General features: G+C 37.5%; 21 protein-coding genes. 9 read left to right on the top strand and 12 right to left on the bottom strand.

Translation table 11 applies throughout. From position 1 onward, the window contains the following. Positions 1-750, top strand: coding sequence for a hypothetical protein (locus EHR07_RS08790; protein ID WP_135744747.1), 750 nt, complete (start codon positions 1-3; stop codon positions 748-750). Continuing rightward, positions 743-4051 carry an efflux RND transporter permease subunit gene (locus tag EHR07_RS08795; RefSeq protein WP_135744748.1) on the top strand — a complete coding sequence of 1103 codons (3309 nt, stop codon included), beginning with the start codon at positions 743-745 and terminating at the stop codon, positions 4049-4051. Before EHR07_RS08790 ends, EHR07_RS08795 begins: the two co-directional genes overlap by 8 nt. 86 nt (positions 4052-4137) lie before the next feature. Here EHR07_RS08795 and EHR07_RS08800 read toward each other — a convergent pair whose 3' ends face one another. Genes EHR07_RS08800 through EHR07_RS08810 form a run of 3 tightly spaced genes read right to left on the bottom strand, consistent with a single transcriptional unit; the run spans position 4138 to position 6686 of the window. Beyond that, complete coding sequence (locus EHR07_RS08800; protein ID WP_135744749.1) at positions 4138-5346, bottom strand: porin; 1209 nt, start codon at positions 5344-5346, stop codon at positions 4138-4140. Positions 5347-5385: 39 nt separating this feature from the next. Further along, on the bottom strand, positions 5386-5787 hold the full coding sequence (locus EHR07_RS08805; RefSeq protein WP_135744750.1) for a hypothetical protein: 402 nt from the start codon (positions 5785-5787) through the stop codon (positions 5386-5388). Positions 5788-5822: 35 nt separating this feature from the next. Continuing rightward, on the bottom strand, positions 5823-6686 hold the full coding sequence (locus tag EHR07_RS08810) for a DUF455 family protein (protein WP_135744751.1): 864 nt from the start codon (positions 6684-6686) through the stop codon (positions 5823-5825). Positions 6687-6761: 75 nt separating this feature from the next. On the opposite strand from EHR07_RS08810, the gene EHR07_RS08815 reads away from it, so the two are divergent. Further along, a complete protein-coding gene (locus EHR07_RS08815; protein WP_135744752.1) occupies positions 6762-7100 on the top strand; it encodes an MGMT family protein in 339 nt (112 codons plus the stop codon). Between the two features lies 1 nt (position 7101). After that, positions 7102-7902: a bifunctional hydroxymethylpyrimidine kinase/phosphomethylpyrimidine kinase gene (gene thiD / locus EHR07_RS08820; RefSeq protein ID WP_135744753.1), complete on the top strand. Its 801-nt coding sequence runs from the start codon at positions 7102-7104 to the stop codon at positions 7900-7902. A gap of 6 nt (positions 7903-7908) precedes the next feature. On the opposite strand, the gene EHR07_RS08825 is transcribed toward thiD, so the two are convergent. Then, positions 7909-10026, bottom strand: a complete 2118-nt coding sequence (locus tag EHR07_RS08825) for a sigma-54-dependent Fis family transcriptional regulator (RefSeq protein ID WP_409035719.1) — start codon at positions 10024-10026, stop codon at positions 7909-7911. Between the two features lie 246 nt (positions 10027-10272). Here EHR07_RS08825 and EHR07_RS08830 point away from each other — a divergent pair, with 246 nt between their 5' ends. Genes EHR07_RS08830 through yihA form a run of 4 tightly spaced genes read left to right on the top strand, consistent with a single transcriptional unit; the run spans position 10273 to position 14136 of the window. Next, entirely contained in the window at positions 10273-12201 is a 1929-nt protein-coding gene (locus EHR07_RS08830; RefSeq protein WP_135744754.1) for a GAF domain-containing SpoIIE family protein phosphatase, read from the top strand. Next, positions 12198-12521 (top strand): PP-loop family protein, encoded by a 324-nt coding sequence (locus EHR07_RS19255; protein WP_135744755.1) that lies wholly within the window; start codon positions 12198-12200, stop codon positions 12519-12521. The genes EHR07_RS08830 and EHR07_RS19255 overlap by 4 nt, the downstream gene beginning before the upstream one ends. Further along, a complete protein-coding gene (locus tag EHR07_RS08840) occupies positions 12497-13498 on the top strand; it encodes a tRNA lysidine(34) synthetase (RefSeq protein ID WP_279633224.1) in 1002 nt (333 codons plus the stop codon). Before EHR07_RS19255 ends, EHR07_RS08840 begins: the two co-directional genes overlap by 25 nt. Before the next feature lie 5 nt (positions 13499-13503). Then, positions 13504-14136 carry a ribosome biogenesis GTP-binding protein YihA/YsxC gene (gene yihA / locus EHR07_RS08845; RefSeq protein WP_135744757.1) on the top strand — a complete coding sequence of 211 codons (633 nt, stop codon included), beginning with the start codon at positions 13504-13506 and terminating at the stop codon, positions 14134-14136. Here yihA and EHR07_RS08850 read toward each other — a convergent pair. From EHR07_RS08850 to EHR07_RS08870, 5 genes are all read right to left on the bottom strand, one after another. Next, positions 14115-14828 (bottom strand): hypothetical protein, encoded by a 714-nt coding sequence (locus EHR07_RS08850; protein ID WP_135744758.1) that lies wholly within the window; start codon positions 14826-14828, stop codon positions 14115-14117. The genes yihA and EHR07_RS08850 overlap by 22 nt on opposite strands. A 129-nt stretch (positions 14829-14957) precedes the next feature. Next, the gene (lsa25, locus tag EHR07_RS08855; RefSeq protein ID WP_238777247.1) at positions 14958-15578 is read right to left on the bottom strand and encodes a surface adhesin Lsa25; all 621 of its coding nucleotides are present in this window, start codon (positions 15576-15578) and stop codon (positions 14958-14960) included. 73 nt (positions 15579-15651) lie between these two features. Continuing rightward, positions 15652-17139, bottom strand: coding sequence for an Omp85 family outer membrane protein (gene omp85 / locus EHR07_RS08860; protein ID WP_135744760.1), 1488 nt, complete (start codon positions 17137-17139; stop codon positions 15652-15654). Positions 17140-17211: 72 nt separating this feature from the next. Next, positions 17212-17727, bottom strand: coding sequence for an acyl-CoA carboxylase biotin carboxyl carrier protein subunit (locus EHR07_RS08865; protein WP_135744761.1), 516 nt, complete (start codon positions 17725-17727; stop codon positions 17212-17214). A gap of 1 nt (position 17728) precedes the next feature. Continuing rightward, a complete protein-coding gene (locus EHR07_RS08870) occupies positions 17729-19174 on the bottom strand; it encodes an acetyl-CoA carboxylase biotin carboxylase subunit (protein ID WP_135744762.1) in 1446 nt (481 codons plus the stop codon). Positions 19175-19268: 94 nt separating this feature from the next. Between EHR07_RS08870 and EHR07_RS08875 the strand changes: the two genes are divergently transcribed. Then, on the top strand, positions 19269-21269 hold the full coding sequence (locus EHR07_RS08875; RefSeq protein ID WP_135744763.1) for an LTA synthase family protein: 2001 nt from the start codon (positions 19269-19271) through the stop codon (positions 21267-21269). Here the strand turns inward: EHR07_RS08875 and EHR07_RS08880 are convergent. The 3 genes from EHR07_RS08880 to EHR07_RS08890 form a co-directional block, all read right to left on the bottom strand. After that, positions 21249-21563: a 7(1) septoil knot domain-containing protein gene (locus EHR07_RS08880; RefSeq protein WP_135744764.1), complete on the bottom strand. Its 315-nt coding sequence runs from the start codon at positions 21561-21563 to the stop codon at positions 21249-21251. The genes EHR07_RS08875 and EHR07_RS08880 overlap by 21 nt on opposite strands. A gap of 115 nt (positions 21564-21678) precedes the next feature. Further along, positions 21679-22398, bottom strand: coding sequence for a lysophospholipid acyltransferase family protein (locus EHR07_RS08885; protein WP_238752935.1), 720 nt, complete (start codon positions 22396-22398; stop codon positions 21679-21681). A 176-nt stretch (positions 22399-22574) separates the two neighbouring features. Further along, on the bottom strand, positions 22575-23693 hold the full coding sequence (locus EHR07_RS08890) for an LIC11274 family protein (RefSeq protein ID WP_135744766.1): 1119 nt from the start codon (positions 23691-23693) through the stop codon (positions 22575-22577). Positions 23694-23797 lie beyond the last annotated feature (104 nt).

Raw genomic sequence — 23797 nt, forward strand, 5'->3', positions numbered from 1 at the left:
ATGAAAAAGCTTGTCCTTCTATACATTACCATTTTTTTATTTGCCACTTCTTTGTTTTCGCAAACGACTCCATATCCTAAAGACAAAGAAGGAAATGAAATCAAACCAGAGTGGACACCGACAAAGTCTGATCAGTCAGCATTTGGCGAAGATGAAAAACTAAAACCTGATAGTCTAGATGCGAAGAGACTACCAAAATCAACCAATTTTTGGGTTTACGGCGCGTCTATTGGATCACCTGCAAGTTTAAACTTCAACTTAGGATACTATTTCAAAGATGTCGTATTACGAGGATCAGGTGGAGCCTGGGGGCCCCATTGGTATGGTGGCCAAGTAGATTTAGGTTATACATTCTGGAAAACACCTGTGATCGCTCATAGTATTTCTATTGTCGGTGGATATTTTGAAGTAAACCCATTTGCACCTGAAGTTGGTCGCGGAGGTCAGTCTTCTTACCCAACTGGTGTCAATGTACCCGGATATAACAGAAGAGATCCTTCCCAAGAAGACCTCCTCATCCGGTCTTATGTAAATTCCATTGATAGTAATATTGGCACTTTTTTAGAATATGAAAGCCGCGAAAGACAAAGAGTTCACCTTTCACAAAGATACATAGGCCTGACTTACGACTTCCTACTTGGAAACTTCTTTTTGCAAGTAGGTGGTGGAGTTGGACAAGGCGACTACAAAAACCCACAGTTATTACTTCAAATGGGTTACCTCTTCAATACGAGGGAATATCATGATTAAAGATTTTATAGAAACAGCATTAAAAAATCGCATTACGACACTCATTGCAGCAGCAATTGCTGTTTTGTTTGGACTTTGGGCCTGGATTGATATACGAAAAGAAGCTTATTCAGATATTGCTGATACACAAGTTCGACTCATTGCAAAATTTCCAGGAAAAGCCGCAGTGGAAGTAGAAGAACGTGTCACTCTTCCCATTGAACGGGTATTAAATGCAATTCCCAAAGTCGCTGTAAGGCGATCAAGAACCATCAATGGATTAGTTGTATTTCAATTCGTCTTTGAAGATGGGACAGATGATTACTTTGCTCGTATGCGACTTATGGAACGTGTGGCCGATGCAGATATTCCAGAAGATGTTCACCCGGCGCTCGGACCAATGAGTTCACCCGTTGGCGAAATCTATCGGTATGTTGTAGAATCATCAGAAAATCATACACCAATGGAACTTCGAACCATCCAAGATTGGATTGTTATGCCGAAGATGTTACAAATTCCAGGGATTGCCGATGTCGTCACATTTGGTGGTTTACCAAAACAATACCATGTGGTCACTTCTCCCGATAAGTTAATTCGATATAAATTAACCATTGGCGATGTTATCAAAGCAATTCAGGAAAACAACTTAAACACAGGTGGTAACTTACTCCTTCAAGGGGAACAAGGTTTTCCCATTCGTTCTCTCGGCGCAATTAGGGATCCGAAACACATTGAAAACATTGTTGTCAAAACTGTCAATGGCGTTCCTGTTTTTATTCGCGATTTAGGTTCCGTTGAAATTTCACATCCTATTCCGAGTGGTGTTTTAGGTTATACCGTACAGAATGATGAGGAAGGTCTTATTGATGTCGATTCGTCTGTACAAGGTTTAGTCGCCATGCGTCGTTGGGGTGATCCTAACGAAATGGGAGAAAGAATTCGTGAAAAAGTAAAAGAAATTAACGAAAACTATCTCCCAAAGGGTGTTCAACTTCGAAATACATATGACAGAACAGATCTAGTAAACTATACTCTTCGAACCATTGGCAAAACTTTGGTGGAAGGTGTAGTCGTTGTTAGTTTAGTATTAATATTCTTTATTGGAAGTGTAAAAGCATCTCTTGTAGTAGTCGCAACCATTCCATTTGCAATGTTATTTGCATTTCTCTTAATGAATATGACAGGCATTCCGGCCAGTTTACTATCGTTAGGTGCAATTGACTTTGGTATCATTGTAGATGGAGCTGTGATCATGGTGGAAAACATCATGAGACGGTATAGGGACGCAACTCCAGAAGAAAAATCACATGGAATTTTAGCATTTACTCGAGATGCTGCATCAGAAGTGGGAACGGAAATCCTATTTTCAATTTTAATCATTATTTTAGCTTATCTTCCCATTTTTTCTTTTGAAAGAATTGAAGGTCGTTTGTTTAAACCTATGGCATTTACAATTTCCTTTGCCATCTTAGGCGCGTTAATTTTTGCGATGGCAGTGATTCCTGTACTCATGTCCATCATTTACAAAACTTATTTTGAATCGAAAAATCCAGGTCCCATTGAATGGCATAACCCGGTTTACGATTGGATAGAAGTTCGTTACAAACGAATCATCGAATTCATTGTAAATAGATCCAAAAAAGCTGTGAAGTATACTTTCAGTGTTGTGACAATATTCCTTGCCATTGGGATGTTCTCTCTTGGAACAGAATTCCTTCCCGAAATGGATGAAGGTGGATTTAACATTCGTATCTTTTTCCCAGTAGGTATTTCCTTACCGGAAGCAAGAAAGTTCATGCCTAAAATCAGACAAACGATTTATAAAAATGAACAAGTGAGTGTGGTCATTTCCCAGTTAGGAAGAAACGATGATGGAACAGACCCACTTCCTCCAAACCGATTAGAGGTTCTAATTGGTTTAAAAGATTATAATAAATGGAAGGAAAAAATCACCAAACAGGAGTTACTCCTAAGAATGAGAAATGATTTGGAAGCAACACTTCCTGGTGCCCGAGTCAGTTTCTCCCAGCCAATTATGGATAACCTTTCCGAAGCCATTATGGGTACCATTGCCGACCTTGCCGTATTTGTTTCCGGAAATGACCTAAAAATTATGCGCGGAATCGGTAACGAAGTTCTTAAAGAGATTAAGGAAATGAAGGGAGCCAGTGAATATGGGATTGAGCAAGAAGCGGAAAGTCCTCAATTAACGATTAATATCAATCGTGAAGCGGCAGCACGATTTGGAATTAATGTTATAGATATCCAACAGATGATTGAAGCTGCGATTGGAATGCAACGAGTGAGTACCTTATACGAAGGTCCTTCCGATATTCCACCAAAAACTCCGGCTCGATTTGGAATTGTAGTTCGATTTTCAAAAGATTATCGTGCTTCTAAACAAGCGATTGAAAATATGCCAATCATTTCGCCAAAAGGAGAAAGGATTCCACTTTCGCAATTAGCAGATATAGAAGTGGTTGATGGTCCTACCATGATTTTCCGACAAGAGGGACGTCGGGTCGTAACGGTTCGAACTAACATTCGTGGCCGTGACCAAGGAGGTTTTGTCTCCGAACTCCAAAAACGAGTAAAGAAAAAAATCAAACTTCCTGATGGATATGAAATTAGGTTTGGAGGACAATACGAAAACTTATCACGTGTTGGTAAAAAGTTAGCACTTGTTATACCAATTACTATCCTCATTATTTTTGGTGTTCTCTATATGTTATATAGGAACCTCAAATATGTTTATGTTGCCTTGGCATGTATACCGCTTTCCTTATTAGGTGGAATTTATGCCTTATTAATGAGAGGATATTACTTTAACGTTTCCGGTGGTGTGGGTTTTATTTCTCTCTTTGGAATTGCTACGATGGCAGGAGTATTGTTTGTTTCTAGAACCAATCACTTGTTAATTGAAGAGCCAGAGATCACAACAAAAGCTGCCGTAAAAAAAGCCGCGGTGATCCAGCTTAGACCAATGCTTATGACCATGTTACTGGCATTACTTGGACTCATTCCTGCAACGTTAGGAACAGGTGTTGGATCCGACGTACAAAGACCACTGGCAACCGTGATTGTGGGAGGATTATTCTCTGCAATGTGCCTTGTGTTAACCATCCTCCCTTCCTTATATTTAGTGGTTGTGGGCGAAAGGAAACCAAATGCAAAAGAACTTGAAGAGATGAGTCACAAAAAACATATCCCTTTTCTCGACTTTGTAAGTGAAATTAGTGAAGAACCTTTGGAAGATGATGAAGAGGATGACGACACCTCAAAGAAAAAGAAAAAGCCAGCTAAAAAAAAGAAAAGGACCTAAAGTCTTTTCTTAACTAAAAGAAAATAATCCCATTTCTCCTATTTATACTCCAAACTACATAAGTGGTTTGGAGTTTTTTCTTTTCACTAATAGCGAACAGAAGCAGCGACAATAAACAATCGCTCAACACGAGTATGTTTATTTTTATCAGTTTCAAAAACAGCATCCATAGATTCTTTCTGAGTGACTTCGAAACGGATCAAACCCGGATGCCATTGTAACAAATCAAAGGTGACTGTGTAACCGTTTGTCATAAATCCATTTCGAGTATAAGTGGTTGCCAATACTTGTTTTGGATCATAATACCTTTCGATTCGCAAACTCAAACGATATAAATCATCATAACGAAAACTCGTCCAAAAGGTTCCATGATACCATTGATTGTATACATTCGATTCTCTATTGGTATAAATTCCAAGTGTTGGATTGATTTCTTTCCACCACGGTTCGTATTGGAAAGATTCTTTTGCTTTTTGGGCCCCAATATCACCAGAGATTGCAAAGGACAACCAATCCAATGCTTTCCATTCTAAAATGGTATTGTTATAGAATCTGGTTTGTTTCCGTTCATGATCGGGAGCTTCATTTCCAACAAATTGATTTGCTGTAATCGTAAAATTAGGAGTTAAAAAAAACTTAAACTGGGAGCCGAGAGATTTATCTTTATTTCGATCTGTGATATTTTGCCAACCATTCATCACATGGAACTGAAATTGGAATTTATCAGTAAACTTTGTAGTAAGCCTGACTCCTGAAGAATAATAAGGTACATAATCTAAAGCAAGTGCTCTCGTATAATTCCAATTATCCGAAGAAATCCAGGATTCATGTCCAATATGCCCAAAATAAATTCCTCCATCCACCCAAGTGTCTTTTGCTAATTTAAATCCAACATAAGCTTCTTGGATATGTTTTACCGAATTTTGATTGGAACTGACATCTCGATTTGCTTCTGCGGCATAATTTGTATTTACGGATGTACCAAATTGCAAAGCAATTCGTCCTCTTACCTTCTCCTCTTGCCATTTAGCATCAACAAATCCAAGGTTAATATTAAATTCATCGTTACGAACCGCTTGTGTTGCATATTGACGTTCTTTTGATATAGGATGATTTGTATTATGAGAATAATAAGTATCAACAAATGCACCTAACTTCAAACTAGCGGGAAGTGGATTTTGTAAATGTGTTTGTGGTTCTATTGTCTGAGGTTTTGTTTCTTCGGCATCCAAAGAAAAATAAAAAAACAATCCACATAACAGGATTGGAATTTTGAAAAAGTTGATTTTTGCCATACTATCCGTTCCCACAGAAGTAGGAACGGAAAATCCAGTTTACTTTTTTAATAACTCTTTGATCTCTTTTGGGAATCCGAGTAATTCTTCAGGGATGGGGATTAATTTTTTTCTAAATTTTGCTTTGTATTCTTTTTTAAATTTTGTATGGCAAGACTTACAAGTTTCATCAGGTTTACCAACTGCTAACTTAGCATCGATAATTTCTTTCCACTCTGCCTTTTGGTCTTCTGGAGCCATGTCAGGAACTTTTTCCAAAATTTTATTGAGATAATCTGCATTTTCCTTTTTGTCATATAACTTCGTTGCAGGTTTTGTATATTCTTCCATAAAATCATGAAGATTCATTTCTGTAGATACATTGGTTTTCTTTTCTGCATTCAGTACAAACCCGAGTGCAGATAAAAATATTAACAAACTCAATAAAAGTTTAAATTTCATAATCACCTTCCTTATAAATACTAACGACTTGGGAACTACGAATCAAGCCTGTTTTTTCGAAGGATTCTCTCACCCAGTCCAAATTTTTTTACCGATTCCAAATTCACTCGCCCCGTATATTCATCTTGGTAGTCCCCTAGTGACTGTATAAACGCGGAGTTCATACCTGCCAATGACCTTGTTTCCGGTAAATAAAGATATCCTTTAGCTCTTCTTGGCGTAAAAGGAAATTGAATGAGTGATAAATAATGATCCCAATGATTTCCATTTTCTGGGATAGATCTTTCAAAGGCACGAAGCCCTCTTTTTACATGTTTCACTTCATCTTCAAAAATAGTGATCATTATATCAGAAGTTAAGTGGTCACCAAAATAAGAAAAAACTTGTGCATATATTTGTGCGTAATCTAAATTTGCACCTTCAAACGAAATTGACATAACTGCAGAAAAAGATTCTAAAGTTTTAAATTGTCCTAATTGTTTCCAAAAAATATAATTCAAAGGAATATCACCAAAATCGATGCCGAAATCTCGCATCCGATTTAAATATAACTTTAAATGAGTTTGTTCCTCTTCAATGGTCTTTAAAAATCCATTCCGAACTGATCTTGGTGCATCAGGGAATGCCAAAAGAGCCCAGGCAAATAATTCAATCGCCATTAGTTCATGATTTGCAAAATGATGAAGGCTAAGTCCTCGATTGGATTGCAAGTTAAGATGTTCCAAACGTGGAATTTTTACTTTTTTATCAGAGAATTGGAATTTCGGAGAACGACCTGGAGCTTCCATACGGATAGAAGTAAATTCAGTTTCTTCCTCCCACTGGCGACTTGGAGGTAATAGTTTATCTTCTAAACTACCGGCAAGTAACAAATGTTTTGCGTATTCTGAAACTTTCATTTTATAGCGACTTTTAAAACTTTAAAAAAGGAATTTACAAATAAAATAAATTGTTAGGATATAAATCCAATTTCGATGAGTAAGGTTAAAACTAAAAGTACGAATTTTTACGATTTGGTCTATGCTGTTGTAAAAAAAATCCCCAAAGGAAAGGTAACTACTTACGGGCATATTGCCCTTCTTCTGGGAAGTCCGAGAGCGGCAAGAGCCGTGGGATATGCATTGAATGCACTGAAAAAAGAAATGGAACAAAAAATTCCTTGGCAGAGGGTCATCAACGCCCAAGGTCAAATCTCCTTTCGTGGCGACACTTTCCGAGCTTCCTTACAGAAAAAAATTCTACAATCCGAAGGTGTTGTCTTTGATTTAAACGATGATCGCATCAATTTTGACAAGTACGGATGGTTTCCATAATATGAAGAAAGATTTTCCCATTACCTTAACAATTGCCGGTTCTGATTCTGGCGGTGGTGCTGGAGTACAGGCAGACCTCAAAACTTTTTCTTCATTAGCTACTTTTGGAACCACAGTGTTCACCTGTTTGACTGCTCAAAATCCTGATGGTGTCAGTGGGATTTCTGAAATTTCACCAGACTTTGTTTCTGCTCAATTAAAAGCTGTTGCTGGGTATTTCCCAGTCAAAGCAGCAAAAACAGGAATGTTATATTCCGCAAATATCATACAAACAGTTTCAGAATTTTTTTACGAAAACCCAGATATACAACTTGTGGTTGATCCGGTGATGGTTGCCACTAGTGGAGCAAAACTTCTAAAGGACGATGCAATCCAATCTTTAACCAAAGATCTTTTACCACTTGCAAAATTAATCACACCGAATCTTGACGAAGCGTCATTACTATTAGGTGAGAACATAAATCAATATGACCAACTTGTCCCGATGGCTGAAAAATTATTTCAGAAGTATAAAGTTCCCTTTCTATTAAAAGGGGGGCATTTACCAAATGCAAAGGAAGCTACAGATGTTTTATTTGATGGGAAATCATCCTATGTATTTTCGAAACCTTTTTTAAAGGGAAAAAATACTCATGGAACAGGATGTACTTATTCTGCTGCCATTACTTCGTTTCTTGCACATGGGAAAAGTCTTCCTGAAGCCGTAGGATCAGCAAAAGAATACCTTCACCTAACTTTAGAAGATGAAATCAAAACAGGTCCAATTTATCATCTTAACCACTTTCCCGAACCAATTAACTAAAGATATTTAGTATTCGATATTCAATTCTTTGATTTTTTTATCTAATGTGTTTCGATTGATTCCCAAAAATTTAGCAACGCGAGTTTTGGTATAACGAAACTTTTTCATAGCATATTGAATTAGCCTTGATTCCACTTCGCTCACAACAATTTCCATAGCTCTACCATCAAGGCCATCTAGTTGGCCAGGAGTAAGACGTCCTGATCCCAAATCCAAAGGTTCAGCGCCAGAAGTAGTTTCTACATGATTGAGTTGTGTCACTTCGGTTGTATGTTCTGGTAAATCTTCTAAACTTGCTAAAATGTCTGAGAAATCTTCCTCATTTAAAATTTCGTCTTGTGCAAGAACTACAGCCCGTTCGATCACATTTTCCAGCTCACGAACGTTACCTGGCCATCGATACTTCAACAAAAGTTTTGAAGCTTCTCTAGAGATTCCCTTTACCACTTTATTATTATCTTTTGTATACTTTTCTAAAAAGTGATTCATTAGAAGTGGAATGTCCTCCACTCGATCGCGTAACGGTGGTGTGTTGATTTTCACTACATTCAAACGATAAAAAAGGTCTGCTCGGAATTTTTTTTCTGCAACAAGTTGTTCTAACTCTGCATTGGTTGCGGCAATGATCCTTACATCTACTTTTTTTGCTTTTGTAGATCCAATGGCTTCAATTTCCCTTTCCTGCAAAACTCGCAGTAATTTCGACTGTAAGTTTAGATCCATTTCTCCAATTTCATCTAGAAAAATGGTTCCCGTATCTGCCAATTCAAACTTTCCTTTTTTATCCGAAACAGCACCCGTAAAGGAACCTTTTTTATGTCCAAATAGTTCACTTTCGAGTAAATTTTCCGGAATCGCTGCACAGTTGATTTTGATAAATGGATTTTCGGAACGAGAACTATTATAATGAATCGCATTGGCTATCATCTCTTTACCAGTACCCGATTCTCCCGTAATCAAAACAGAAGCTCTGGAATCAGCAACCAGTTGGATTTTTTCAAACATCTTCTCCATACTTGCGGCTTTTCCAATGAGTGACCCAAATTTATATTTATTTTTTAATTCTCTTTTTAGTTGGATATTTTCACGAGAAATTTCCTTTTTTGCTTCTTCGACCAAATTTTGAATTTTAATCGATTGAGAGATGATAGATGCAACAACTTGCAAAAAATCTAAAAAAGATTTTAAGTCAGTATGTTTATTTTGAACTATAAAAGCATTCACAACACCCAACATAGTTTGTTCACTTAAAATTGGCGCACAGAGCAAACTTACGTTATGTGGATCATGTTTAAAATGAGACAAGTATCCAACGCGGTTCAAAAAATCTGGATGACTCGCCACAGATTCAATAATGATAGGTTCTCCAGATTCATATACCTTTCCAGTAATTCCTTCGCCGGGTTGATATGTTCCTTTATCAATTTCTTCAGGTGAAAGACCTGAAGCTGCTACGATTCGAAGTAAACCTTCATCTTTATTAAATAATACAATGCTACCTTTCTCTAAACGAAGAGATTTTTCCATAGTAACCATGATAGAATCAAAAACTTCATTTTGGTCTAAGGTGGAACTTACAACTTTTGAAATTTCAATGAGTGTTGCTTGGATTTTAGTTCTTTGTTCTAAACTACGAATAGTTTGTAAGTTTTTAAAAATTTGTCCCGCTTGGTTCGCAAGGACACTGACAATTTCTAACATCTCTGCGGTAAAAGCATTCAATCGATTTGAGTCAAGTGAGATGACCCCTATGATATCATCCTCGACAATCATGGGTGCAACTAACTCTGATTTGATTTCTTCTTTTACCTGAATGTAGTCAGGATCTTTTGAAACATCATTTACCAGTTTCGCCTTTCCAGTCGAAGCCGCCATTCCCGTGATCCCTTGCCCAATTTTTAGCTTGGTTTCACGGAGTAACTGCTGGTTCATCCCCCGGGATGTCACCGCGTCCAAAACCCCGTTTTTTTCATCGATTAACATCAAAGATCCCGATTCTACCCCACAGATTTGGATGCAACGATCCAAAATCAGTTCGAGTAATCCGTCCGGATCTTGGGTGGAATTCATGGCAGTGGCCACTTCATGGATGGATTGGATGGGATTAAATTTTTTCACTGTCATAGTTCTTGCTCTTAAGTATTACGCTCTGCCTTGTAAAAACGCAGAAAGGAAATGTCGACGACCAAAACAATATGCCTATTTATTAAACAAATAAACCATTTTTTGATCATTTTTGCCGACATCCTTCCGTTTTCTGCAGAAAAAACAACATTTGCTTATAGATTAAGCATGAATCGTACCAGGTTTCTCAGCTAGGAAGGAAATTCTTGTAGCTTATGAAAAAAGAAATCAAGTAACTTGGCTAGGATGGACTCTCGGCGAGATGACGATAGAATCTGTTTGCTCTGTGCCGAACCTCAACTCCCAAATGGGATCACAAGGAACGGTAGGTTCTTCTGCCAAACCTGCGATCGGGAATGGATTTTAGAAAAAAGAAAAATTGCCCGAATTGGAAAAAACATTCTTAGCTCAAAAGAGAAAACTGAATTTCTTTTAGATAATCTTTCGATTTTCAATTCTTCCATGGGTCTTGATGAATTGATGCAAAGATTTGCCGAACTTATTTCGGTCCGTTTAAAACGAGATAAAATTGCAATATTTATCACAAACCTAGAGTTAGGCGAAATTAAACTAGCTTATTATTCTAGCAGACAAAAAACATTACAGCGAGCAATCAAACGAATCACATTAGATTATGATTTAAGTTTTGGTGTCTTAGTAGAAACAATGGCGAAAGGTGAACCTTGCTTTTATAAATTTTCTGACCAAAGCCATCCTTTTTATGATTTTTATTCAAAACTCACAGGAACCAAATCACAACTAGTTATTCCCATTCTTTACGCCAATACTGCCGTCGGTATGTTATCGATTGATTATGATTTAGAAGATTACTCTGACTATTTTGAAGACCAAGAAATTTTGCAGTTAGTTGTAGGTCAATTTGCAGTTTCCTTACGAAATTCTCTTATATTTTCTAAATCGGAAAACCAATCTAAAAACTTTCGAAGTTTACATACGGCGGCTCTAACACTAAGCCAACTTTATTTAAACAATCATGATGAAATGATCCGTATGATTTTATTGACTCTATCAGGAATTGTGGAGTCTTCCTTAACTTGTCTTATCGAAAGAACTTTGGAATCCTCTAAGGCAAAAGTATTTAGACTTTATCGCGATTTAGAAAACTACCAAATCCACACAGACACAAAAACCATCGAAGTGGAACAAATGAATCCTCTCCTACAAATCAAAGAAACCATTACGATGGATCCTTCCACAAGTGCTAATTTAGAAGCACTTGGGATTGAAGGAAAGGAGTCTATGTTATTTCCACTAACTTTGGAAAATGGAACCAATTGTATATTTATACTCACCAAACAAGAAAGCCGATTTCCGAATGATGAAATCGAAGCACTCAATGCTTTTGTTTCTTTGGCTAGAATTACAATGGAAAATGCCAATTTATACCAAAACCTTTCGAATAAAGAAAGATTGGAAAAAGAAATAGAAATCGCTAAAGAAATCCAAAGCACACTTTTACCAAGGAACTCACCTGAGGCCGAAGGTTTTTCGTTTGGAGGTTTTATGGTACCGGCTCGTGGTATCGGTGGTGACTACTATGATTTTATTTTATCTCCCAATAGAAACGAACTTTTTATCTGTATTGGAGATGTTAGTGGGAAAGGAGTTGCTGCAGGACTTGTAATGGCAACAGTTCGAACCATTCTCCATTCCCTTGTTCGTGTCAAAGACTCACCTTGGGAGATTTTAAACGACATCAATAACTATCTTTATGCCAGTTATAAAGAAGCGATTACCCCCAGGTTTATGAGTATGATTTTACTCCGATGGAATTTGATAACTGGTGAAGTGCAATATTCGGGTGCCGGACATGGAAGTTTTTACCACTACCATTCAGATTCAAATTCCCTTTCAGTAATAGAAACGGAAGGTGTGATTTTAGGAATCCAACCCGATATTTCGCTATTCCGAAATGAGTCTAAGTTGCGGTTTGATTCGGGTGACACCATTCTCTTATACACCGATGGAGTGACAGAAGCAAGGAATGCCGATGGATTCGAATTTGGAGAATCAGAATTAAAATCTAATTTTTTTTCCTTTATCTCTCTCGAGCCAAAAAACATACTTGAGAGGATCTATTCGGAATTAAAAGAATTTGTCAAAGAACAGGAACAACATGATGATATCACAATGGTGGCAGTGAGAAAGATATGATCGCGGAAATTCCGACTTCAATCACTAAAATTTTTGAATCTGCATTGTCTAGAATGGGAACCAATTTACCCAAACATTGGGCAGAACAAAAAACAAAATTTCTCATCGCATATTCTGGCGGAAAAGATTCTTCTATTTTAGTTTTATTTTTTAAATATTTAAAAGAAACCTACCATATCCAAACTCCTACTCTCTTTTATTTGTCTCATGGCATTCGCTCTATCGAAAAAGAGGAAAAAGAGTTATTACAATTCATACAATCCACAGGATTTCCTTATTTTTTCGTAAAAAAAAAATTCCAAAACTTTCTCTTAAACTAAAAAAGGGATTAGAAGAAACAGGAAGACTCATTCGTTACCACGAACTAAAAAAAATCACAAATAAAAACCCATCCATCATTCTTACTGGCCACCATTGCAAAGACTATACGGAATCCATCTTCTTACACTTAACTAGAGGTGGGGGAAAAAAAGCATTTTATACTCTCCCTCCTTTTGATGGAGAACGATTTTTGCCTTTGGTTTTTTTGGAAGATAAAGAGTTAATGATACTATATGATTATGTATCGAATCATATAAAAGTGTTTGAAGATGAATCGAACCAAGATCCAATTTACAAACGCAATCGGATCCGTATGGATTTATTGCCAGTATTAGAAAAGGAGAATTGGAACTTTCATAAAATTTATTGGAATTTCCACGATCGTTCGCAACTCAACTTACATTTTAATTTAAAAATGGAACCAACTTCCAAACAAGGTCCTCATATTTTTCGAATCCCTCATGAAACATGGACAAGTCTTAATTTATCGGCAAAAAAAGACCTCATTGATTTTCATTTGAAGTTACTTGGACATTATCCTTTATACAAATCTGGGTTTGACAATTTCCGATTGCAATCAGAAGGAGAAAGAGCTTTTTTAGAAAACAAAAACTGTTTTTTATACAAATCAAAGTTTGGTGATTTATTCATTATTGATAAAAAATCCCCTGCATTTAAAAAAGCAATCTCCTACCGGGATGGGGAAAATCTTTGTATTGAATGGAATCAAAATAAGTTTAAACTTTCTGATCCAGAGGAAAAATACAGTCTTGGTTCTTGGCATCATGGTCAAAAAATCCAAATCCGTTCCGGAAATAAGGAAATTTCGGAATGTATGCGAGAAAACGGAATTCCTTTTTTTCTGAGAACTTTTATCCCTATTCTCTATTTTGACGGAGAACCCATTCAAATTTTATTTTCTCTCTTTTCAAAAAGTGAAAAGAATTATCCGAAACGAATCTATCTGGAAAGATGAGCTAGATGCACCAGTATTCCAAAGAAACTCCTTTTCCCGAAACCAAATTCTTTACTTCTATTGCCAACTTAAATGAAAAAGAGGAATTAGATTCCATTCCCTCTGTTGCTTTTATGGGAAGATCCAACTCAGGGAAATCAAGTTTACTAAATGCTCTCTCAAACCACAGGGGACTTGCCAAAGTATCTAGAACACCAGGAAAAACGAAACTGATTAATATTTTTAGAACCAAAGAAGGTTTTAATTTGATCGACTTACCAGGGTTTGGTTATTCAAAAGCCTCTCATAAAGAACATAAAGATATGATGAAACTTTTGGAAGGTTTCTTAAATACTTGGAGACATTTGAAGTTTTTATTTATACTTTGCGATTCACAAAGAGAATTTCCTGAAGAAGAACTTTCCACCATAGAAGTAGCTATGGAAAAAAAAATCAAACCCGTAGTGATTCGAACCAAAATAGACAAACTCAACCAAAGCGAACTACATCGGGTACGAACCGATATGGAATCAGCTATGAATGAAATAGGAGTTCCCTTTCGGGTCTTTTATCTTTCGGCAACAACTGGACGAGGTATTGGTGAGTTAAGAGAGTTTATAGTTGAGAATATGGTAGATCAAACAAAGGTATCTAAATAATTACCGGAGTTGGAATCTGTTTGAAGGTTCATCATTCCAAATAAATTGGAAGTCATCATCTTACGAAAGTCTGTCAGTAAGGCAAAGGTTTCTTTTAATTGTTCTTTTACACGAAGAAGTCTCACTTCTTCTTCCAATCTCTTTTTTTCTGACTCAATTTCTTTCAATCGTTCTTCCGAATGAATATCAGATTCCGATTTTTTTGTTTTCTCTGATTCTAGTTTTGTTTCGAGTTCTTTAATTTTAGATTCTAATTCCTTTTCATGAGTTTTTTGCATTAACTCTTTAGGATTGAATTTTGTTTTTTCGTTCGAATTATTTTTTTTCTCTTCATCCTCTTTCAACCGAAACAAGTCTTTTATCGATTTTCCGTCGGAATAAGGAGTGAGGCTTGGATCTTCTTCTGAAAGTGACTTGGCCCGCGTGACTGCATGAGTTTCACCACTCACTGCTACCATCCGACCATCTCTGAGTTCATAATTGATTTTTACTTGTACGGACTGAACTTCTCGGCCTTCCTGGATGGCTTCCCTTTTGAATTCAGCGGCATGTCCCAGTTCATGGGAGATTACATGTAAAGCAGAGAGAGATTCTGGGGCACTTTCCAATTGACCATGGCCGACATAGTTCACCCGGCGATCTTTTAATAGATCTACATTCATACGATTGAATGGGGACTCGTCGATTCTCATGGAAACCTCACCACCTAATGGGTACTTCGGTTTGTCTTAAGAAAATATTAGTAAGAAATTCGATTTTTGGAAAGCAAAAACTCTCCCGTAAGAACAGGAGAGTCATTGAAAATGAGATCTAGGAGAGGTTTAAGGGCCTGTGCGAACACAACGGACAAAATTCCTTTGTGTTTTTACAACATTTCTCTGCACACCATAAGATTGCCGATCAAACGAAATCGCATAGGCCGTTTCACCTGGAATATCCTCGTTGTTTGACCATGCAGTCCAATAGTCTTCTTCCTGAGTGGATGGAAAAAACTGCAAGGTTGCTGCCCTTCCTGGAACTACTAACCTTTGGTATTCTACCACTGTCGGAACTCGCCACGTGGCACCGAGGAAATTGCTATTTTGGCAGGCACCATACAACTCACTTGAACCAGAGATAGAAATCGAGGAAGTACCTTGGAGCACCTGTGGAAATGCGATGGAGTTACAAGCATGCGTTTTAGAATCGCAATAAGCCACTTGAGCCGCTCCGGCACGAGCTACGTCACCAGGATTGAAAACGGAACCTTGTGCCCCTAAACAGTCGTTATTTCCCGGACGATAAATTTGTCCGTGTGTACACTTTTGCCATACTAAATTGGCAACCGGATCTGTGATCGTTCCATTTCCGTTGTCTCGAAGACTCTGGTTGGTTAAGATACCTGCAATGAGTAAATTGGTTTCTTCTGGACTTAAGCCAAAAGTATCTTCTACAGGCTTCATTTCACAGTTCATGAAAAACGATAAGACCAAAAGAGCGAAACAATATTGAATTCTTTTCATAAGCTCTGCCCTCCTAAAATATATGATTAAAGTTAATAAATGTTTGTCTATCTTCATTCGAAATAGCATGATCGATGTAGATAACAGTTGCTTGGTTCCAAGGAATTCTTAAACCAAGTCCTCTAGAATGTTTGTAATTCTTTAAGTTTGCATCCTCAGTACGATCCCAAACTCGCCCAACATCATAAAAAGGAACCAATTGAAAGTCGAAGTGTTGGCCACCGAACTCTGCTTCTGCGAACTTCCATCTAATTTCAAAGTTGGCAAAAGCCATTGTTTGTCCCACAAAACGATCTTGTTTGTAACCACGAATCGTTGTTCTACCACCTAAACCAGATTGGTTGGTTTCTGTTCCCCACATATTCCGGTATTCATAAAATGGTGCATCTCCATTGGTTTGGATCATCGTTCCGCGAGCTGCTAGAACAAACTTTTCCAAAATTTCAGGAGGTTTATTAGTGAACCATTGGACAGGACTGATGAAAACACGACCAGATACTAAGTTTTTATTGAATTCCGATGTGGAACCAATGGCCTTAGTGGAACGTTCATGAGTGTATTCTAAAAACACTCCACGATTTGGATCTGGTTCGAAGTCACGTGTATCATAAACAACACCAACACGAATTGTATTGGTATAACCACCGTTAATACCGTTTATTTTTCCATCTTTATCGTCACGAGTTAATTTAGTTTCTCCTTGCGGAGTACCAATCGTGCGATCAACACCAAGAAGACCTAAAATTCCATCTGCGGAACCAAACTGTGCGTCATTATACTTTCCATCATACCTGCGAATGATTTGTTTCGAAAGACGGACACCCGTTACTGTACGAAGTGTTCCTCCGAAAAAGGAATATTCACCGGAAGTACTAAAGTTAGGATTTTCAATATCGTAACGATTGTATCGATGATCACTGACAACAGGAGCTTCTCCGTATCCTGCATCTCCTGGACGACGATAACTCAAATTGTCTTCATAGTCAGCAAAAGGTGCGTTCCTTCTGATACGTCCATTAGGATCGTTTCTTTCCAAATAAGAAAGAGGTTGGAGTGTATCCTGTCCGATTCCAAAATAAAGGGAGTTCGGATTTCGATCATATACTAAGTCGGCACGTAATCTCCATTTTGTATCAAAGATAAATGGTGCATCCAAACTCAACATATGGTAAGGAGCTTGTTTAGTCGTATTAAAGTACTGCGCAAAAATACGATAACGATACGGAGTGTATTCAAACAAAGGAGACGACTTCGTACCATTGTAAAAATAGAGAACACGCGCCCCGTAACCAATACCTACGTTCGGGTCGGAGTTGATCAGAGGAAGACCTGTGAAGTAGCCTCCTTCTTTTTTGATCTTAAAATCCCGTTCGCTCAGTCTCTTTTTTTCAGAGATTTCAAACGGGAGGTCCGTACGAGGTGCCCGTTCCTGACCGAAGACCCCGTGAAAAAAGGAAAAAAACAAAAGAAGTGTCAAACTTCTTACTATAAAATTATACATTCTCTACCTGTTAGCCAAAGAAACTGCCTTATGGTGGGAAATTTGCAAAATATGTCAAATAGATTCGAAAATTTATGTTTTTTCCGAATCTATTCTGTGTAAAATCATCAGCACCTCGTCTTGTTGGACAAGTTCACCTTGCGATTTTCGTATCTCTTCCACTCGGCATGGATAAGGTGCCTTAACGGCGTTCTCCATTTTCATGGCTTCCAAAATGAGTAGAGTCTCCCCTTGTTTGTGTTCCCGTCCGACTTCCGTAGAGATTTGCACTACTTTTCCAGGCATTGGACTTTTGATTTCGGGAGTTGTCTGACCGGAACCTTCATAAGATCGTTCTGCTAGTTTCGCAGTCCAGATTTCGCCTTTCCAATGCAAAAATACTTCATTCCTTACTTTAAGATATTGTAATATAGATCCATCTTTCATGGTTAAGGTTGCCATCTGTTCTGGGTTCGATGCCTGAATTTCTTTGGCGATAAAATCATTCATTTGATAAATAATGGAATTGGTTCCTTTGCGAACTCGAACCTCTCTACCGCTTACATGGACTGAGGTTGGACCAGTTTTAGTTTCGAATAAATAATCCATATTAGGTGGTCTCCTTGATCCAAGGGTTTCGCGGTTCTTTCGATGCAAATACAGCACCTGCTAAAGCTAGTTTTAACTCTTCATTAGTTTTGTCTGATAAAAGTTCTTGTTCATTGTCTGCAATAAAGTGAGTGGATACCTTCCCTTCTGCAAATTCTTTTGAGGAAACTAGTTTTTGTAAAAACTGCAAATTGGTTTTTGGACCAAAAACAATTGTTTCTGACAAACATTCGATTAGGCGATGTATGGCAGTGATTCGATCTTCGCCCCATACAATGAGTTTTGCAATCATTGGATCGTAATACATTGTAATTTCAGATCCAGAAATAACACCGGAGTCTATCCTTAAATAATCTCTTTTGGGAAAGGAAAGATGATGGATTCGTCCCGTAGATGGTAAAAAACCTTCTTTGGGATCTTCTGCATAAATACGTACTTCTAATGCATGTCCTTTTTGCGGAGGAGTTTGTATTTGTGGTAATGATTCACCTTGGCAAACACGAATTTGCCATTCCACCAAATCAAGACCCGTTGTCATTTCTGTAACTGGATGTTCTACTTGTAAACGAGTATTCATTTCTAAAAAATAAAACTCTCCACTTTCACCTAATATGAATTCGACGGTTCCTGCTCCTTCATATTGTACAGATTTTGCAGCCATTACTGCCGCTTCTGACATTTTTGATTTTAAGTTTGATGGATAATTGGGAGCTGGAGTTTCTTCTACGACTTTTTGGTGTCGTCTTTGTAAAGAACAATCCCTTTCGTGTAAGTGGATGATATTTCCTTTGGTATCTCCAAAAATTTGAAACTCCACGTGCCGAGGATTTATAATGTATTTTTCTAATAAAATGCGATCATCACCAAAGGCAGAAAGTGCTTCCCGTTTTGCAGAAAGAATTCCAGGTTCTAGTTCTTCTGGTGTATTGATCCGCCGCATTCCTTTTCCCCCACCACCGGCACTTGCTTTTGCCATGATAGGATAACCAATTTTATCAGCTTCTTTTTTGAACACTGACATTTCCTGAGAAGCACCTTCATAACCTGGAACCACAGGAACTCCACTTTTTGCAACTAACAGACGTGAGCCGATTTTATCACCCATTGCTTCGATGGAATGAGGTTTGGGACCTATAAAACGAATTCCATGTTTTTCCAATTTTGTAGCAAAATCAGTATTTTCTGATAAAAAACCATAACCTGGATGAACGGCATCGGCACCAGTTTCTAAACATGCTTGAATGACCTTATCTACATTTAAGTAGGAAGACCTGGCATCTGTTCCCCCTAAAGAGAACGCCTCGTCCGCAGACTGAACAAACAAACTCTGAGCATCTGGATCGGAATAAATCGCAACCGTTTTGATTCCCATTTTTTTTGCGGTGCGAATGACACGAACGGCAATTTCTCCGCGATTAGCGATGAGTATTTTTTGGATCGGCTTCATGTGAGTAGGATCAAAACTAAAGAGCCATGAAAATAAATCAACAGAAAGATCGGAAGTCGATTGACCGTTGTCTTAGCTAACAAATTCTTTTTTTATGGTGAAACAGTTTTTTAGTCCTAGGTTTTCTGACCGAATTTTCCTTACCTATTTTTCCTTTGGTTTCCTCACCCTCTTCCTTCACCGCATTTTATTCTTTTTTGTTTATTCGTATCGTTTGGAGGAATTCCAATTTTTAGTTCTTTTAAAAGCATTTTTATTAGGATTCCGATTTGATTGGGTTACCGTTTCCATCTTGTTAGTTGGATTTTATCTACTTTCTCTTTGGGACAAAGCCTCACGATTGAAATGGTATAGATATTTTTGGATCATCACACCTTTGGTATTATACCCCTTGTGTTTGATTCATTTATTTGCTGATTTGTTATATTTTGAGAATGCAAACAAACATATAGGATACGAAGCGATTGTTTTTTTAGGTGATTTGGATGTTTTAATTTCCTCGGCATTCAAAGAAGCACCTTTCAAAATTCTTTTATTTCTGATTTGTATTGGGTTATATATCATAGGGATTCGTTTTTGGTTTATCAAATCCAATATTTATAAAAAGAGAAACGAAAAAGAATCCTTTCGACCTAATGCATTGAAAACCATTCTATGGATTCTATTTTTCTTTATAGGACTTCGGGGTGGCCCACAAGAATCTCCCTTACGAGCTAGTGAAGCGATTATTTCGGATGATGCTCTCATCAACCAACTAGCATTAAATGGAATTTATACCACCATTAACGATTTCAAAAGCCAATCGATACCGAAACATTTAAAAATGACTGATAAAGACATGTTGGCTGTGGTAAAGGAAGAAATTTCTTACGAAGGTGCCGAATTTGTTGGTGATCCGGAGTTTCCTTTAGTTCGAAAGATTGAGGGAATTCCAGGAAAAAAACCAATCAATGTTGTACTGGTCATCCAAGAATCTTGGACAGGCAAATATGTTTGGCCAATTTCTGATGGAATCTGGTTAGGAAAAGAGGTAACACCATTTTACAATAGTTTGGCGAAAAAGGGCCATAGTTTTCGAAAATTTTATGCCAATGGAGGTAGAACCAGTAATGCGTTACTTTCTGTTCTTACGAGTGTTCCCGACAGACCGGGCCTTACAGCCATTCGGACTCCACAAATCCTTAGCCATTTTTCTGGGATTGGGAATCTATTTTCTGGTTTTGGATACCAAACCAGTTTTATTACCGGTGATGATTTAAAATTCGATAGTTTGGCCACTATCTTACCTCACTTTGGTTTCCAGACTCTCATTGGAAAAGAAGACTTCCGAAAATCTGGAAAATATTCGATTGGTGCCTGGGGATACGACGATGAACATCTTTATTCCAAAGCACTGGAAGAAATGGATCTTTACCAAAATGAGAACAAACCATTTTTAATGACCATACTTACCATGACGACACATTATCCTTATAAGGTGCCAAATTCTAAATATGAAATTTATGATTCTTCCATCACTGATTTTGATTATCTCAATACTTACCATTATTCAGATGCAGCTCTAGAAACATTTATGAAAGAAATACAAAAAAGGAAATACTATGAAGATACTCTTTTCGTCTTTGTAGGAGACCACACTCATCATAGGTATTTATCTTATTATGAAGATAGAATGGTTCCCTTTTTATTATTTTCACCAAAATACATAAAACCAAAGTTAGACGAAAGAATCTCCTCTCAATTGGATGTGTTACCTACAATTTTGGGAGTGGTGGGAAAAGAAACTTACTTTGCTGGATTTGGAAAGGATATGCGGGCACCAAACGTAAAGTCTGGAAGCACTTATTTTGCTTATGGTAGCGCCTGTGGTTGGATCGATGAGGAAAAAATTCTCTACCAAAGTGTGGATGGTGATACCCAATTTATCTTCCAAATGAATCCACCTTATGGACAAGACCCGGCTTGTAATCCAAATAGAAAAAACTGTTTGAATCAAACAATCAAAGCACGGGCCTTTTTCAATTTATCTTTGGAGCTTATGAATCGTAACTCGGTTTATCCTTTAGATGGTAGTTTACGGTATACCAGGAAATGAACTTACGTATTTAATTTTAAAATCGGGAAAACTTGATACAATCTGTACTTTAAAATCAGGAAACGAAGTCACTTCTTGCCACTTACCGCAGTCAGATGGGAAACTACTTACCTTTTGCACTTTTAAGTCAGGAAAACTATCCACGATTTGCACTTTGAAATCGGGAAAACTAGTCACAAACTGCACTTTCCCTGCTAATTTTTTCCCTTTGAAAGTACAATCAGATTCCACTTCCCCAGCCACTAAGCTCGAAGAAAAGAGAACCAACAATAATGAACCTAAGATTTTTTTCATACATTCTCCCCTTTTTTAAGAAATAAATTTTCAACTTAAAAATGGGTTTGTCAATTCATTTGTCCGATGATTTGAATTCAAATCACCGGAAGAAACCAAAATGCGTAACCAATCCTTAACTGACTTTGGCCCTTTCCGCTTCCGTCATAGCATCTAACTCTTGTTTTTTGGAATGCATCAAATTATATAAAAAGGTTTGAAATTCTTCCCAAGATGAAAATTCAGTTGGGTCAAAAGAACCTAGCCCCAAATAACCAACCACATTTCCTTTTTGGTAATTTTGATAAGTTGTAATTCCCGATTTTAAAGCCACAAACACAGGAATTTTTTGGTCAAAGGCAATTTTAACCATACCCTTTTTTAATGGATGAATTTCTTCCGAATAGGTATTTTTCCCTTCTGGATATACAATGTAAGAAGTAGTTTTTAAACCTTCGATTAAGTTTTTTACAGAAACGGCAACTGACATGGCTTTGGAATTATCAAATACTTGTGAACCCATTGCAGTCATCCACCAATAAGCAAACCATGCTTTTTTAATGACTTGGTTTGCCAAAAATGGTTTACGAATCACATAACAATCATAAGGAAAATCCATTTCATTCACGTGATTTAAAAAAATCATATGCCCTTTGGTGGGTACGTTAATTTCATTAAATACTATAAGTTTTGTTTTGGTAATCTTTAGGGCATCTTCTGCCCAAATTTTAGTCCCTTCTAAAAACTCTTTGATACGCGCTTCTTTGTTTCCTGTGAGAGAACGATAAATCCCTCTGATTAAATATGGGCTTGCTTTACCAAAAACAAGAAGGGTGATTCTTAGGTAAACCTTCATCACCAAACGCCCGTAGTGGACACTCAGTCCATGTAAATTTTTTTTTATGAGATCATCAACGACCGGAATTTTCGCCATAGCAACAATTAGACAAAAGAGGCCATTCTATGGAAATAAAAAAGCCCAAGAAAATTCCTTGGGCTTCAAGATTCGGAAACGGTGTTAGCTAACGTTTCTTATTGCTGTGGGTTGGCAGTGGTTCCTGCAGCAGGTTTTGGTGGGACATTTAATGCTTTTTTGCGTTCTTGGTCATACTTCATGAACACCATATTGTTTGAGTCCAAATCATAGACCCGACCTCTTACATCAGCATGATCCACACGATACTCTTCTGGCACACGAACATCAAACATAGCTTGTATTCGGTGATCAAACTTTACATACGGATTTTTTGAGAAATCATAAGTAACACCATCAACTTTAACAGGTTGGCCTTCCACTGTGGCTCCGTTTTCATCTTTTGATGATTCTGATTTTGCTTGTGCATTGTTAAGGTAATAGTTGTCATAAGGATATTTCAACTTATAGATGTTAATTGCATTTGCTTTGGAATCACGAGCAAGGTTGATTGCGCCAAAATATAAATCAATACGATACTTTCTGTGGGATGGTTGGAGTTTTTGGTGTTTTTCCAAATTCTTCTCTACTTTTAAAGCAGTCGCTCTTGCTTCTTTGGCAAGACCTAGGTGTTTATATCCCAACTCCAAGTTTTTCTCAATATCGTATTTATTATAACTGTAGTGAGCTTCTTTTGGGTCATACATACGGCGTGAATAAGGAGCTTCTCTTGGAATGTCCATCACGTCTTGGCGAAAGTAAGAACCTTTTCCATACTCAATGGAAATATCAAGTAGTGCCTTATCCATTGGGTTATTTGGATTTTTTCTTTCCATTGCCGTTTTCATCATCTCTTCTGCACGAAGGATGTAGAGTTGAGAAAGTTCTTCCGTCATTTTTTCAATACCCAATTGGCATTCGAGAAAACGTTGGTAAGCCGAAGAATAATTACCTTCGAAGTGGTATTGTAAACCTTCTTGGTAGATCCTTTTAGCTTCGTTGTATTTCTTCATGCGGAAGCCTTCTTTTCCTTCAGGAGCATTGAGTTCCGTCGGTTTTCCTTCCGGATCTTCTCCACGGAAATTTTTTACAATTGGCTCTAACTCACGTAAGTAAGTCAGAAGTTCAATGCGTTTGTGGTATGATTTACTAGAGACTGATTCTGCAAACATAGGTGCCTGCATCAAAAGACTCGTCATGAGAATAAGAAGGGATTGTTTCATTGCGCTGCCATTCATTCCGTTTCCGTACTTTCCTTCCTTGAAAGAATCTTACAAGTAATTTCGGGGAGACCCCTGTGAGTATTATCGGAGATTTCTGATATTGGATTGACAGATTGTAT

The organism is Leptospira bandrabouensis (assembly GCF_004770905.1).
Taxonomy (GTDB): domain Bacteria; phylum Spirochaetota; class Leptospiria; order Leptospirales; family Leptospiraceae; genus Leptospira_A; species Leptospira_A bandrabouensis.